General features: G+C 59.7%; 12 protein-coding genes and 2 pseudogenes. 9 read left to right on the top strand and 5 right to left on the bottom strand.

Annotation, left to right across the window (positions count from 1 at the left end; translation table 11 throughout):
• Nucleotides 1-258: 258 nt before the first annotated feature.
• Both NLY37_RS28565 and NLY37_RS28560 read right to left on the bottom strand, forming a co-directional pair.
• Complete coding sequence (locus tag NLY37_RS28565; RefSeq protein ID WP_031245828.1) at nt 259-951, bottom strand: hypothetical protein; 693 nt, start codon at nt 949-951, stop codon at nt 259-261.
• Between the two features lie 243 nt (nt 952-1,194).
• Nucleotides 1,195-1,482: a hypothetical protein gene (locus NLY37_RS28560; RefSeq protein WP_084558888.1), complete on the bottom strand. Its 288-nt coding sequence runs from the start codon at nt 1,480-1,482 to the stop codon at nt 1,195-1,197.
• Nucleotides 1,483-1,842: 360 nt separating this feature from the next.
• Here NLY37_RS28560 and NLY37_RS28555 point away from each other — a divergent pair, with 360 nt between their 5' ends.
• From NLY37_RS28555 to NLY37_RS28540, 4 genes are all read left to right on the top strand, one after another.
• Complete coding sequence (locus tag NLY37_RS28555; RefSeq protein ID WP_156933875.1) at nt 1,843-2,274, top strand: hypothetical protein; 432 nt, start codon at nt 1,843-1,845, stop codon at nt 2,272-2,274.
• Between the two features lie 192 nt (nt 2,275-2,466).
• Nucleotides 2,467-4,122: an MFS transporter gene (locus NLY37_RS28550; protein WP_286440969.1), complete on the top strand. Its 1,656-nt coding sequence runs from the start codon at nt 2,467-2,469 to the stop codon at nt 4,120-4,122.
• 255 nt (nt 4,123-4,377) lie between these two features.
• A complete protein-coding gene (locus NLY37_RS28545) occupies nt 4,378-5,649 on the top strand; it encodes an NAD(P)/FAD-dependent oxidoreductase (RefSeq protein WP_156933993.1) in 1,272 nt (423 codons plus the stop codon).
• A gap of 1 nt (nt 5,650) precedes the next feature.
• On the top strand, nt 5,651-5,842 hold the full coding sequence (locus NLY37_RS28540) for a hypothetical protein (RefSeq protein ID WP_023727257.1): 192 nt from the start codon (nt 5,651-5,653) through the stop codon (nt 5,840-5,842).
• A gap of 176 nt (nt 5,843-6,018) precedes the next feature.
• On the opposite strand, the gene hemN is transcribed toward NLY37_RS28540, so the two are convergent.
• Nucleotides 6,019-7,380, bottom strand: a complete 1,362-nt coding sequence (gene hemN, locus NLY37_RS28535; protein ID WP_023743330.1) for an oxygen-independent coproporphyrinogen III oxidase — start codon at nt 7,378-7,380, stop codon at nt 6,019-6,021.
• 946 nt (nt 7,381-8,326) lie between these two features.
• On the opposite strand from hemN, the gene NLY37_RS28530 reads away from it, so the two are divergent.
• The 5 genes and pseudogenes from NLY37_RS28530 to NLY37_RS28510 all read left to right on the top strand — a co-directional run bounded on the left by NLY37_RS28530 (nt 8,327) and on the right by NLY37_RS28510 (nt 11,678).
• A complete protein-coding gene (locus NLY37_RS28530; protein ID WP_023743331.1) occupies nt 8,327-9,484 on the top strand; it encodes a porin in 1,158 nt (385 codons plus the stop codon).
• Nucleotides 9,485-9,517: 33 nt separating this feature from the next.
• Nucleotides 9,518-9,764: pseudogene (locus tag NLY37_RS28525) on the top strand (thiazole synthase); the annotation flags it as partial.
• Nucleotides 9,761-10,362: pseudogene (locus NLY37_RS28520) on the top strand (thiamine phosphate synthase). The pseudogenes NLY37_RS28525 and NLY37_RS28520, both read left to right, overlap by 4 nt.
• Entirely contained in the window at nt 10,340-10,708 is a 369-nt protein-coding gene (locus tag NLY37_RS28515; RefSeq protein ID WP_245271027.1) for a bifunctional hydroxymethylpyrimidine kinase/phosphomethylpyrimidine kinase, read from the top strand. The pseudogene NLY37_RS28520 and the gene NLY37_RS28515 overlap by 23 nt, the downstream one beginning before the upstream one ends.
• 475 nt (nt 10,709-11,183) lie before the next feature.
• A complete protein-coding gene (locus NLY37_RS28510; protein WP_031246656.1) occupies nt 11,184-11,678 on the top strand; it encodes a MaoC family dehydratase in 495 nt (164 codons plus the stop codon).
• Between the two features lie 796 nt (nt 11,679-12,474).
• Here the strand turns inward: NLY37_RS28510 and NLY37_RS28505 are convergent.
• Nucleotides 12,475-12,951: a type II toxin-antitoxin system VapC family toxin gene (locus NLY37_RS28505; protein WP_023743334.1), complete on the bottom strand. Its 477-nt coding sequence runs from the start codon at nt 12,949-12,951 to the stop codon at nt 12,475-12,477.
• On the bottom strand, nt 12,948-13,250 hold the full coding sequence (locus NLY37_RS28500; RefSeq protein ID WP_023671839.1) for a hypothetical protein: 303 nt from the start codon (nt 13,248-13,250) through the stop codon (nt 12,948-12,950). The genes NLY37_RS28505 and NLY37_RS28500 overlap by 4 nt, the downstream gene beginning before the upstream one ends.
• Nucleotides 13,251-13,553 lie beyond the last annotated feature (303 nt).

Genomic DNA, 13,553 nt, shown 5'->3' with positions numbered 1-13,553 from the left:
CCGCGCGCCTCTCTTCCCGCTACATAGGAAAGGTGCCACTAGGCACATCCATGTCGGCGCAGCCGTGCCGCGAAGCGGCCCAAGAAAGAAGAGCGTACAAAACGGAAGCACCGAAATGCCCTGAGACCGGCTCAACAGGGCGGCCGTAGGAGCATCAGCAACGCGCCGCCGTCAGGCGGGATGCGGAACGGACGGCCCCCGGCGAAGGGCGCCTTTCTCTTTGAGCTGCGACCCTAGAATAGTGAGCGCCTTCGTGCCCTAAAGCTGTGCCGTCGGGCTAAGCTTCAGCTTCAGATCGTTCTGAAAAGCCGAACATGGTTCGTCGAGGTAACCTTTGAGGGAAGGATCCTTGTCGGGTTCCCTGTTTTTCGACAAAATCGCCCTGCAGAATTTATATTGCGATTTGGCGGCATCGCACTGCTGGGTGTCCGCCTTATAGCAAGCGTGGACCAAAACGGCTCCCACGTAATCATGCTCGACGTTGTTGGAAGAAAGGTGGGTCTGAATGTCTTGGAGAATGGCAACTGCATGGGACATCCCATCTGCTCCGGAGTAGGTCATTACGAGTTGACCGGGTCGTTCAAAGCCGCTTACCGAGCCGCTCCCTGCAACGTTCTCGTAGGTGCCAGACAAATCCGGGGCCGACGTGAATGTCACCTTGAAGGGGTGCCCCAGGCCGACGGGGGTGACATCCGTAAAGTCGGGACCGTAGTACACCGAGAGATACCACTCGCCCTCTGTAAGAGCGTTGGGGGCTTGCCCGAGCCCAAGGCGCTGCATGCTCTTGTCGATGACAGTCCGAACGACGTTGGACGTGCCCTGCTGGATGCCTTCGCCGAAGCCGGTCCAGATGAAGGCGCCTACGGCCAACACAGCCACACCCAGCAGGCCGAACCTCCCACCTGTTGACTTCGTTTCACGCCCGGGCTCGATTTCCGGCTGGTCCTGCATCCGCCCCTCGCAACGCTCGTCGGGACCAACTTGGGACCCGATTATGGGCCCCAAGGCATCGGTCAGCAGGCTTCCAGATGAACTTTCTTCTTCATGTGCATTCCTCCTCGACTCAAGGGCACTTGCCGTGCGGAGCCGAAGACACGCAGTATGGAGATGATAACCCGATTGCGGCTTTCAAGTGTCCTCGCATCCCCCGAGGGCGCCACCTGATCTCTCGGGCAACCTTGTTCGGCGCCGCAGTTATTGAGGCGGTCGGCTTGGAAGCAGTTCCTTATGGCCCTCATGCATAAACCAGAGCACCCGTCTGAGATGACTGCGAAGGGCCTTACGGGCGCGGATTGGCTCTTTCACCGGATCGATACCCAGTACATCCAGCGCCATCTCCTCTTCGCTGGCACTGTCGGCGCAAGCGTCCATGAGCTTCAAATAGAGCTCGAAATGCTTGTCATCATATGCGGTTAGGCTTGCCGACCAGGGGACTTCCGTTGCAAAGGTTGGATCAGGCGTTGGGCGCGATCTGCTTTTCATCCATGTCTCGCTTTGGCGATGAACCAGGCCCCCGTTCCGATTCAGAATATCTCCATCTAGCGCACTTTCAACAGTTCTCGGCCTTCTTTCGGACAGTGCCCAATCGTCGCATATGGTCGTGGGTTCCAAATTGGCGCGCGGCTGCTCGCGACCAATACATCCTCAGCTTGGCGAGGCGATGTAACGCCCGGCTGAACCAGAATGGCGCGGCTATTGAGCATCGCCGATTGGATCGAACCTCTTATTTTAGCTTCGCGATAATCTAGTCTGGATGCTTGCAAGCGTCCATCATGCCGCCGTACATACGCTTAAGGATCTCGCCCATCACCGTACGAGCAGCAAACATTTCCAAACTCGATCTTGCAACTTGAGGCTTTGCGGTGGAACCCGTTCTGCCCGGCCGACCCCTCCCGACAACAGTCTGACCTTCGCCAGCCTTCTACGGGCAAGCGTTCGCGCCAAAAGTTCAAAGCCGCGTCCGTAACATTCGACGATGAAAGCCAATGTCATGAGGTCGAGCAGAAACTCGTCGGTCGCATGTGTGAGCGCATCAGACTTTTGTCCGAACTGAAGGAGCAGGGCGCGCGCGTCTTCGCTCGCGGCCTGGCAATCGTGTGCATCTATCAGGGAACTGATCCTGTCAAAGATCTGCAAGCGTCCTCACTTTTCGGAAGCCACACTCAGCATCGAACGCCGCTGATGAGTGAGTTTCCACAAAAAAACAGGGTAACGTTTCGCGAAAAATCGCTCGGCAGCGCGTCGAACGAGCATGATGCCTCAAATGACATGTGAATTCCGGCTCAGCAACATGTCGCCGAAGGCGAGTGAGCCGGCCCATTTCTGCGTCTCGGCCGCCAGACCACTGGTCAGGAGGAACTGTGGCCACATCGTCGGAGACAAATGGGTCCATCTATTCTTCCAGCCGCCACGGTTCAGCCTAGATTACATGGGAAGCGACAATAACGGAAAGCAAAGGATCGCAAAATGAGTAGGGTGGCTGGATCAAACGAAGATTTGGCTGCACCAACGACCTTTGGGCCACTTCTGCAGCCCACCTTTCGCTCGATCTGGCTCGCCACGCAGGTTTCAAGCCTCGGCTGGTTGATGCAGACTGTTGCCATCAGCTGGCTGATGGCAACGATCTCGACTTCCGATCTGATGGTTGCGCTGGTGCAGGCTTCATCGAACCTCCCCGCCTTCGTCCTGTCCGTTTTTGCCGGAGCTCTCGCCGACAATTTCAGCCGGCGCCGGGTCATGTTCGCCGGTCGGTCCCTTATGATGATTGCGTCCGCGATGCTGACCGCGTCCGTGGCGCTGGGCTTTGTCAGTCCGTGGATGATCCTCGGCTTCAGCTTCCTGATCGCAAGCGGCGGTGCTCTCAATGATCCGGCCTGGCAAGCGTCGGTTGGCGATATCGTGGATCGACGCGATGTTCCCGCTGCCGTCACCCTGCTTTCTGTTGGCTTCAACACCGTCCGGACTGTGGGTCCGGCGCTCGGCGGCATTGTGGTTGCCTCATTTGGCCTTATGGCGGCATTCGCCGTAACCACGCTCACCTATTTCGTACCCTTGGCCACTATTTGGCGCTGCAAGTGGAAGGTTCGTTCTTCCCCTCTTCCCCGCGAGTCGATGAGGACGGCAATTTATGACGGGCTGCGCTTCACGGCGATGTCATCGGAGATCAAGGCAGCGATCGCGCGCGGAACCCTCTTTGGCTTGGCGAGCATCGCCATACTCGCGCTGCTGCCGGTGGTTGTCCGCGATCAGCTGGGAGGAGGCCCGCTCGCCTATGGCGCGCTCATGGCCGGCTTCGGGACCGGAGCCGTCTTCGCTGGCCTCTCCAACAGCCTGTTCAGACGGAGCTTGTCGCAGGAGCGGCTGATGAGGCTCTCCTGCGTCGCCTGCGCGGCGTGCTCACTTTCCCTGGCACTGACAACTTCGATCGGGGTGGCGGCAATTGCACTCGCCTTGGGCGGCGCCGGCTGGGTCACCGCCTGGTCCGGGGTTGGTGTGAGCGTGCAGCTGGCGAGCCCGCGCTGGGTCGTGGGGCGCACCATCTCGATCTACTATGCTTTGATAGACGGCGGCATCGCGCTCGGCAGCTGGGTGTGGGGCACGGTGGCCGAAAACCATTCGTTGACCTGGGCGCTGGAGGGCTCCGCTGGAGCCCTGTTGATCGTCGCTGCAGCCGGCGTTCTCTTTCCTCTTCGAGAGCGCCGCGACTCCGAGCCCGATCCCTTGGAGGAATTCGATGCCCCAGCTGTCTCTCTCAACTTGAAGCCGAGGAGCGGCCCGATCGTGGTCAAGGTCGAATATCTGATAGCCGAGAGAAATCTCGAGGCCTTCCTCGACCTCATGCGGCAGCGGCGCCATGTTCACAGCCGCGTCGGTGCTCGGAACTGGACGCTCCAGCGGAACCTGCAGAAGCCTATGCATTGGACAGAAACGTTTCGCACGCCGACCTGGACGGACTACCTTCGCCTCAATCATCGTCTGACGGAAGTGGACAAGGAACTGGACGAGCGTGTCTTTCAGCTGCACGCGGCCGAGACCCCACCTCAAATGACACTTTCCATCGAGCGGCCGACAAGCTCGGCCCGCAAGCCCGAGCACTCAGCTTTTCGCCATCTCCGTCATTGAAGCCGGCCGGCACAGAAAACGCGATTCTTGTCTATCGCGCTCAAACCGGTGCGGGAGACGGACAATCCACCAAAATTCGATGATGGGTGGCAGAGAAGAACCCCAGGCTGAGAGTGCGACCGATCGGTCCCCACGGTGAAGCGGAGCCTGGGGCTACAGCGGCACGCGACTATTGCCGCGTGTCACCTTTTGAATTTAAAGTCTTCCTCAGTCCGCCTCGCTGATCCGGGCCAACGCTATCTTGAGGTTGGCATTTTGTCCCGCCAGCTCGCTGAGACGATCACGTTCGGCGGCGACCACATCCGGACTGGCGTTGGCAACGATGCACCCGCGCGGAGCGTGCTGTTGCTGGAAGCAGGAAGGCATGATCGGCCAAAGCCGGGAGAGGTGCTGCCGGCAGTAGCGAATGGGCTGCTGCGTCAGCTTGGTGTCTGGACGCCGTTCGCCGAGGCCGGCTTCGTTGAAAATCGTGCGCTTGTTTCGGTGTGGGCCAATGAAGTTCCCAGCGAGCGGCACGGCATGTTTTCCGCTTACGGTGCCGACTGGCAGCTCGACCGGACGCGATTCGACCGGCTGATGGTGCAGGCGGCAAGGCGGCAGGTGTGGACACGCGGTTTGGCTCGGCCGTGGGTTCGGCAGTGCGCGACGATCAAGGCTGGCTGCTCAAGCTGGCCGATGAAGCTATCGTTGCCCGCGCCGTGGTTTGGGCGACCGGTCCAGTTGGAGGCTGGCCCGATGTTTCGGCGCCAAGCTCACCATGCACGGACATCTTGCCGCCTACACACGCTTTTTCGACCGAGCACCGGGCGATTGCAGCAGTCGAGGCGCGTCCCGAAGGCTGGTGGTACAGCGCCGACTTGCGCGTGCCTCACCGATCCGGATCTGGGCAGCGAACTGCGCAAAGCCGGACATTGGTACCGCGCTTTAGCCGCAACGCAGTCCGTCGCGCCGCTCGTGCCGCCCAACGCAATCGAGACCGCCAGCATGATCAAGGCGGCGGGAACCGCAACGATCGATCCCGCCGCCGGTGACCGCTGCGTCGCGGCGGGCGACTGCCTGTTCTGTGCCGATCCACTGTCATCACGCGGGATCGTGCATGCACTCCGCTCAGGGATCCTGGCGGCCTACGCGGCATCGGACATGCTGGACGGGCGTGGCGATTCGCCTGCGCGCTATGCAAAATCGCCACACGCGGCTTTGCCGATTAGCTCCCGGCGCTGGCTGCCCACTATGCAGCCGCCGCGCGACGGGACACGCCTTTCTCGCAGCGGCGGCGCAGCCATGTCTTCCACGCGTCTAGCATCGAAGGAGGGAGGTCAGAGGTGGTCTCGGGACGGGGTGCTCGGCATTTATGAAGCGACCGAGCGCCAGCGAGTGGTCGTCGGCGGGCTCGATGGCGGCATCAGGTCAGGGAACTCGGCCTCCATGATCATCTCCGATTTAATTCAAATTTTTCTGTATATATTGACGATTGCACTACCTTCACCTCGTAGACGGCAATGCGGGCGGGTAGAGAGGGTTCTATGATATGACAAGCGATTTTTCCGCCGCCCGAGTGCATTTAGATCGAGCGTATGACTACCTTTGTGGGGATGACCCGATGAGTCAAAGGGGCCGCGAAGCCTTGGACCTGCTAATTGAGGCGGTTGCCGTCGAAGAGTTCAAGCAGCCACGCCAAAGCGCTGAGGTGCTAAGGTTTCCGATCGGGCGCCGCTGCTGAGGTAATCTCCACGGCCGCCATGTAGCCTCGCGGGTGAGGCGCTCACGGCAGGGACTCGCCGCCCCGTGAGGGCCGGGAACGAACGCATTGGCAAACGGAAAGCCCACTTGCCAGACCAGCGCCCGGCCGGCGTGGCAAGTAGGCCGGCGGTTCCAAGCGGAGACATTGATGCCGGACTATGTCGTGCTTTGCATCGCATTAAGCTGCTGCGGGATATACGTAACGCCATCCCTAAACACATCGAATGCGGCAGCGACAGCGCGAATCCCAAAGCGATGCTCCCGCCGTACGCGGACAAAGCCGTTTTCGAAGTCCACCATCCCGTCCTTGGCCAGCATGGCCAAGCGCTCAGCCGAATCGCGAAGACGGATCGGATCAGATCCGTGGGCGACACAGATTGCCGGCACGTCAGCCTCGAAATCGCACATTAATCGCTCGATAATTGCGGCTCGCACGCGGTCGTCGTCTGTGAGGCGATGGCCCTTCGATGTAGCCAGTCGGCCAGCTGCGATGTGCTGGATGTAGGAATCCCGTGTAACTTCGTTTTGAACGTATCCCTGGCCGATGCGGCCGATAGCCGACGCGCCGAAACCGATCAGGGTTCTGCAGGTATCGGCCGAGTAGCCCAACGAGTTACGTCGCAGGCGACCTGTTTCCTGTGCCAGCGCGAGCTCGTCGTCCGGCAAGGCGAAATGGTCGAGCCCGATCTGTCGGTAGCCGGCGGCAATCAGCGTCACGGCGACAGCCGCATACTGTTCAGCGCGGGCAGCGCTGTCGGGAAGAAATTCCGCCTCGATGAGGCGCTGATTCTTTACTTGGGATGGGATGTGCGAGTAGCCGAACAAGGCAAGCCGGTCGGGGCGCATGGCGACCGCCGCCCTCACTGTTTCGACGCACGACTCCACCGTTTGACGCGGCAGGCCGTAGATGAGGTCGAAGTTGATGCGGCTTACTCCATGCCGGCGCAGCACTTCCACGGCAGCCGACGTCTGGGCCTCGCTCTGGATTCGGTTGATCGCTTTTTGAACAATGGGATCGAAGCTCTGCACGCCCAGGCTCGCGCGGTTCACGCCGGCCGCTCCCAAGCCTTCCGCCATCTCGGGCGTGAGTGTTCGTGGATCGATCTCGATGGCGACCGTAGCTGTTTTCGAGATGGCGAAGCGGCATCGCAGGAAGTCCATCAGGGCGAGGAACTCGGCTGGTCCGATGAGAGACGGCGTTCCGCCGCCGAAATGTATGTCGCTCACGGGCAACGTCTTCGGCACTCGCTCCGAAACCAGACGGATCTCGTCTCGCAGCGCCGCCAGATAGTTGAGGATGGGCGCATCACGGCGGGTGATGGTGGTTGGGAAGCCGCAATACCAGCAGGCTGATCGGCAGAACGGAACGTGCAGGTAGAGTGACACCGGATCATCAGCCGGCAGGTTCCTGAGCCATTCCTTATAAGCCTCGGCGCCGACCGCCCCAGAGAACTCCGACACAGCCGGATAGATAGTGTACCAAGGCAGCCGGGCCTCTCGAAATTTCGTGGTCTGCAACGGTCACCGTCCCATGCTGATAACATCCAACCTTACCGCTGCGCTCGCCTGCGTCTTTGCGCTATGTCAGTCCGTTCCGCTTTGGGCTCGAAATTTTTTAGCAATGGGCGCCGTTCAGTCTTGGCTGGACAGCGATGGTCTGAGCGCACTCGGTCAGCGACTGACGATGGTGTTCCCGCCGAAACCCTCACGCGCACCGTTTTGTTCGACGTCCCTTCCCTTCATCTGCGCGTGGGAGACTCTTCTGAGCGCAGATGCCGCATCCGATGAGACAATACGGTGTTGGGTCCAGACTTTGCACGCCAGCTAGCGCCGCCCATAATGATCTCTGCCGTCTCGATGAGCTCGTTGTGTGAATTGCTGGCAAGAAGCATTAGCTGTGGCGCGCCGCTTCAGCACGAAAACCTGCTCGACGCGACCGTCAGGTCCGCCGCAATGCCAAGGCTGGCGCCTACCGACTCGTACCGAGCGGTGGCCGCCGCATGATGCCTCAACGGCGGGGCTCACAGCAAACAATGCCGTCGCCATTAAGCCAAACTGTCGCGAAGCGAACAGACGAACCCTAGCCGAAACGTTTGCCGTTCGTGCTTGGGTGGATCCGCAAGGCAAAAAGAACGGAAGCGCGAACCAAGGTCCGCCCGCAAATTTGAGCTTCAGCCGCAGCTGGGTCGTCAGGGTGGCACGTCATTTGCAGTAGCACCCTTTGTGAGGCCCGCCGCGGAGGTGAAAAGGGTAATTGTACAAAAATGTTGTATGATCGTCTGGAGTGATAAATGCTTAATAAATGTGACAGCAAGTCTCAACCACATTCTGAATTCTCCTAAGCATTAGCACGGCAGTTGCAGCAACACTCCTAGAATTAATCTTGATTCGCTATCAATCGTTTGCTTAACAAAAAATCATTTATCGGTCTCGATTCCTTTTACCATTTAGACGGAGATCAACAATGACCATTGGGAGCCTCCTCCTCGGCTCAACTGCGGCACTGATCGCCGCTTCGGACGCTCGCGCCGTGATCATCGTCCCCGAGCCTGATCCCACTGAGTACCTCAAGATCTGCGACGTCTACGGCTCCAGCTACGTCTATATTTCAGGCACCGAGACCTGCCTGCGCATCGGCGGCTATCTTAGCTACTACGTGGGCTTGGGCGATGTCGGATTGTTTTACCACGCAAGAACCTCAGATGTGAGGACTGGTGAGGATCAGGGTACATGGCAAAACAACACGCGCTTCACACTGAAAGCTTGGACCGGCCAGGAGACCGAACTCGGCACGTTGAAGACCTACACCGAAACCCGCGTGAATTTCGGTAACCGCCACACTTCGGTTTCGGACAGTTCTCGGTCCTATGCCTTCAACGGAGACAGCATCTTGACTTTCGCCTGGATTCAGCTTGGTGGCCTCCGAGTTGGTAAGGACTGGTCGGCCTTCGACAAGTTTATTGGCGGCGCGGGTGACGTCCTCAACCAGACGCCGGTTCCGTACGGCGCTTTGGATACCAATGTGGTCCAGTACTACTTCGACGCCGCGAACGGCTTTTCCGCCGCGGTTTCGCTCGAAGAAGGCTCAGGCGTGGTGGGCGCAATCGACAACTACGCTCCGCACATAGTCGGCGGCTTGAAATACACACATGGCTGGGGAGCGATCACCGGCGTTGCTGCTTATGATAGCAACTACGAATCGGTAGCCGCCAAGGTCCGTGTCGACATCAATGTCACCGACGAACTGTTGCTGTTCGGAATGTTCGGCTACGGTTCCAATGGCAAGCTCAACGACGACTCCATGAACGCGATCGACGCTCATGGTCGCGGCTTCTATAAGATTTGGGGCGGGAACTGGGCTTTCTGGGCTGGCGCCGCTTACGAGGTCAACGAGACAACTTCGTTCAACCTTCAGCTCTCGGGTGATCAGCTCAAGAACTATGGTGTCGCTGCGAACGTCGCCTATGCGCTTCTTTCAGATTTCACAGTTACGGCTGAACTCGACTATGACCGCTACGGAGGCTCCGCCGTCGGAAAGGTGAAAGCTTCCGAAGTGAACTGGGCCAATGCCAACAAGAAGAGCAGTGTCGGCGGTATCCTGCGTTTCGAACGCTCATTCTAATGCGATGAAGCGTTGAGCTCCGAGGTCCAGTTGATGCGCGGACATTTCCCCTACATTCCGTTTGATTGTGGATGCGTGGCTCGGACGGCCGTCGTACGCGGCGACATCATGGAGCTCAGGTTTGACGCCGTGCTCCTGAACACGGCGGTCCCGAGGGCGGCCGATCCGGTCGGCATGGCTTGTGAGTTCGGCAAGGGCGGTCGATGCCATTCGTGAAGCTAGCACTGGAATGCTCGAACCGCGCTACTCACCGACCGTTGGCAGGGCTGTCTTCTCATGAAGCTCGATCGCTTCTATCTGAATTTCGACGTGCCGGCTGGGTTGACCGGCTGGCGCCGCTCGGCGTTGTCTGCTGCAGCTCCGGATAAAGGATATGGACGAGAAAGGAAGCAGACGGAAATCCGCCGCGCGAACGACGCCTGCGCGGTCCATGGTTGCCAAGTGAGCGTCAACGACTATTGGCGCACGGCAATCGAGGAAGGCTGCGACTCGTCCATCTTGGTCAAAAGGATTTGGCTGCCGCCGATGCTGACGCCGGATTGAAGCTCGGCCTTTCGATCCACGATCACACCGAACTGCGCCAGTGGCCGAGCCGGAGTATGTGGCGCTCGGCCCAGTCAAGAAGATGAATGGGCGTCGCAAGGGCTCGAGCGGTCAGCGAGTGGAAGCACCAGGTCGCGCCGATCCCATTGGTCTCCATCGACGGCCTCAACCTGACCGGCTCGAAGGCGTTTTTCGAGGCTGGCGCCGAAAGCGCAGCCGTGGTCACCGACCTTGCGCTGAACGACGCCCCAGAAGCGCGCACGCGAGAATGGATCGAAAGACAGAACAATAGCACTGGGGCGAGAACCGCATGTGCTCGTTGTTGTAGGTTCTGATTCCCGCGGTGGGGCTGGAATTGCCCGCGAGATCGAGACGATCGCTTGCCTTGACGTGCGCACCTGCCTTGCTGTCAGCGCGCTGACGGTGCAAACCCAGGAAGACGCCTTGGAAATCCAAGTTACGCAACCCGGTCTGGTGGCGGATCAGATGCGCGCTGCGCTTCAGGCTAACAGAGTGGCCGGCACCAAGGTTGGCATGCTCGCAACAGCTGAGATCATCGTCGCTGCGGTTGCCGCTGTGCTGCGCGAATATCGGGCGCATATCGACAGTCCAGATCCGGTGCTGGCTTCCACGTCAGGCGAGCGCTTCTTGAAGCAAGCGCCATCCCGCATCATGAAGTAGCATCTGATGCCGCTTGCCGTGTCGACACCCAATGTCATTGAACTGGCGCTGCTTGCCGGCTCACAGCTAGCGGCCAATGAGGTCGGCGCGCTTCAAGAAGGACCACAAGCCATCCCGTCTGCTGGACTACTCCTCCACCATTCGAGACACGGATGGTTCCTATCCAGACAATTGATTTTATCAATCTGCGACAATACCGCATAGCGGCGCCGGCGGAATGATCACCGGTAGCAAGACGAGCTGTTTTCAGTGGCCTGCAGGACGCGCACCGCGACCGAGGTACAAGCCAGCTCGTCTGCAGCCATGTTCGGATCGGCCCGCATCGGTGCGGGATTGCCGGCGGAACGCTCTATTCGTGCAGCTGTGACGGCAGTCATCTCACCGGGGCCATCCTGCCGATGGATGGCCCGCAGTCGGTGCAGCATGGGCTGACACTGTTCACGGAATGAAGCCGCTCGCGCTTCGGACGTTTGAAATGGAGGACATTAGCTTGGAACCGATCAGTCTCGACGAGCTTCTGGCCAGCGTCGGCAAGGAAGTCGGCGTGTCGCCGTGGCGGGTGGTCTCGCAGCGGATGATCGACCAGTTCGCCGAGTCCACCGATGACCACCAGTTCATCCACTGCGATCCGGAGCGCGCCAAGCGCGAGACGCCGTTCGGCGGCACCATCGCACATGGCTTCCTGTCGCTTTCGCTTTTGTCGGCGATGACTTTCGAGACCATGCGGCCGCTCGAAAACTGCAAGATGGGTGTCAACTATGGCTTCGAATCGCTGCGCTTCCTGGCGCCGGTGAAAACCGGATCGCGCATCCGCACCCGTTTCGTACTGGCCGACATCAAGGTCAGGCCGTCGGGCTGGGTGCAGACGGCGCTGGGCGTGACGATTGAGATCGAGGGCTCGAAAAAGCCGGCGCTGACCGCGCGCTGGTTGACGCTGACGCTGATCAAACGCCAACCGGAGGCGGCCTGAATTGCTCAACGAGCGTCAGCAGAGACGATCTTCACGTGCCGGGGCGATGTAGGCGACCAGTGCGCACCGATCGGCAACGCGGCCACGGGGGTCGGCTAGATAGAGTGGCAGGAATGCCTAATCGGGGCTCCGTCTCGGAAGGGGCGTCGATGTATCGGAAGCGCTTCGGCTTTCGGCGCTGCATTCCTTCTTCACGAAGGTCCATGGAGAATTCCCGACCACGGGGTCGACAGATCGGCTTGTGATCGGAGTGGGCAGATCCTCCCCGACTGAATCTGCCAATAGAGTTATCGAGTCAACCGGGTCGAACTTGAGGTCGCGGGTGTCGCTGATCGGCTGCTCGTCGAGCTCGAGAGCTGCCAGCCAAAGGCAGAACACGGCGATGCCAAGAGCTCCGCAGTTGATGTGGACGCCCAGAGAGTACAGACCGACGAGTACCCGGCGGGCGAACTTGCTATTGGTAGCGCGCCAGACCAGTCGCGAGAAAGCCTCGATGAGAAGGCCCCCGAGCCGCACGCGGGATCGACTACAGTGGCGTTTGGCGAGAGGCCTTCGAAGACAAGATCGAGTGTAAGATGGACGAGCTCGACACGCGTATCGCGCAGTTCCTGCGATCGCGCCTTGTCCGCGGCGCTCGTGCGTGCGAACTGTTGGTAGATCGAGCTGACTAGATGAACCGGGATGGCATTAAAGCGGAACTGGAAGAGACGTCCCTGGCCGAACTAAGCAAGATCAATCCAGCCATCGCTAGAGGTAGGCGAACATGAGACGTTCGGACTCCGTGCCGCTGAAATCCTCAAATTAAATCGGCCGGACCGTTGGAGCTATCATCACCCGCTTGGCTTCCAGAGCTACGGAGCGGGTTGATTATCTGAACGTCCTCGAAGTCCTTTTCATTGTCGGTCACTACGACACACTCGTTGGCTTCGGCTACAGCGGCAATGATTGTGTCTAGGGCGCTCCGCGAACGGCCTCTGGCTTTGCCGTTGGCCATCAGCCGCGCCCACACGAGGCCAGCTTTCTCGTCGAACGATAGCACGCGGCCAGCGAACAGCGCTTGCGGGCCTTCGGAGCCCTCGAACCAAGTTTCAAGGCTGCTGCGCTTTTTCCCCTTCGGCTTCTCTAGGATGCCTCGGCGAATTTCGGCGACAGTAAGCGAAGCAATGAAGAGGTCTTCGTCCTTCTGCGCGCCCATCCAGGCCAGCAACGAGCCCGAAGGCTCCGGCTTTATGACGTTGCTGATGATATTGGTATGAAGAAGGTAGCGCGTCACAGGTCGATCTTGCGCCCCTCTTCGCGCGGCCGGCTGAGGTCGAGATTGGAGCCAACCAGAGGCGAGCGACGCAACGCGGCGAGAATGCTGCCCGCTTTCGGTGGCTCACCCGCCACGGCTTGCTGTATGGTCCGACGAAGCTGTCGGGCATCCGGCCCGCTCTCCGTTAATTTTCGGGCAAGAGTTCGCAGTAGATCGCGGTCTGCGTCGAAGGCCTGGATCTCGAACCGCGCGATGCCGCGCTCAGCCAGGCGAGAGCGATAATTCTCGATGGCTCTCTTCTGTGCAGTGTTGCCCATCGCGTGCCTCCGTTCTCTATCCGGATATATAGCCATGGCTTCTTCGGAGCACAATGTGCCCCGTCATCGGCCAGCACTGGCTCCTGCGCGACGCGCGTTATTGATAGAATTCCAGCTTGTCGAAGCACTGTGACTTGGCATCATTGTCGCGAAACGGAGTATTTCGCGTCAGGACAGGAACGCGATCATAGCGCGCCGAAACGGCAACAGCCGAAAAGCTTCGTGTGGTCGCCGGCGCGGCCCGCGAATCGGCGTGCCTGCGTCGCCGACGCCCGATCGACGCTTCGTCAATCTGGTCCGGCT

Source organism: Mesorhizobium sp. C395A (assembly GCF_030323205.1).
GTDB lineage: Bacteria > Pseudomonadota > Alphaproteobacteria > Rhizobiales > Rhizobiaceae > Mesorhizobium.
The sequence above is the reverse complement of the archived record's forward strand: the minus strand, read 5'-3'. Positions and strand labels throughout refer to the sequence as shown.

Coding starts and splice junctions, on each gene's coding strand:
- NLY37_RS28530 (WP_023743331.1), top strand. CDS start 8,327: ATGACCATTGGGAGCCTCCTCCTCGGCTCAACTGCGGCACTGATCGCC.
- NLY37_RS28540 (WP_023727257.1), top strand. CDS start 5,651: ATGACAAGCGATTTTTCCGCCGCCCGAGTGCATTTAGATCGAGCGTAT.
- NLY37_RS28510 (WP_031246656.1), top strand. CDS start 11,184: ATGGAGGACATTAGCTTGGAACCGATCAGTCTCGACGAGCTTCTGGCC.
- NLY37_RS28560 (WP_084558888.1), bottom strand. CDS start 1,482: ATGAAAAGCAGATCGCGCCCAACGCCTGATCCAACCTTTGCAACGGAA.
- NLY37_RS28550 (WP_286440969.1), top strand. CDS start 2,467: ATGAGTAGGGTGGCTGGATCAAACGAAGATTTGGCTGCACCAACGACC.
- NLY37_RS28565 (WP_031245828.1), bottom strand. CDS start 951: ATGCAGGACCAGCCGGAAATCGAGCCCGGGCGTGAAACGAAGTCAACA.
- NLY37_RS28500 (WP_023671839.1), bottom strand. CDS start 13,250: ATGGGCAACACTGCACAGAAGAGAGCCATCGAGAATTATCGCTCTCGC.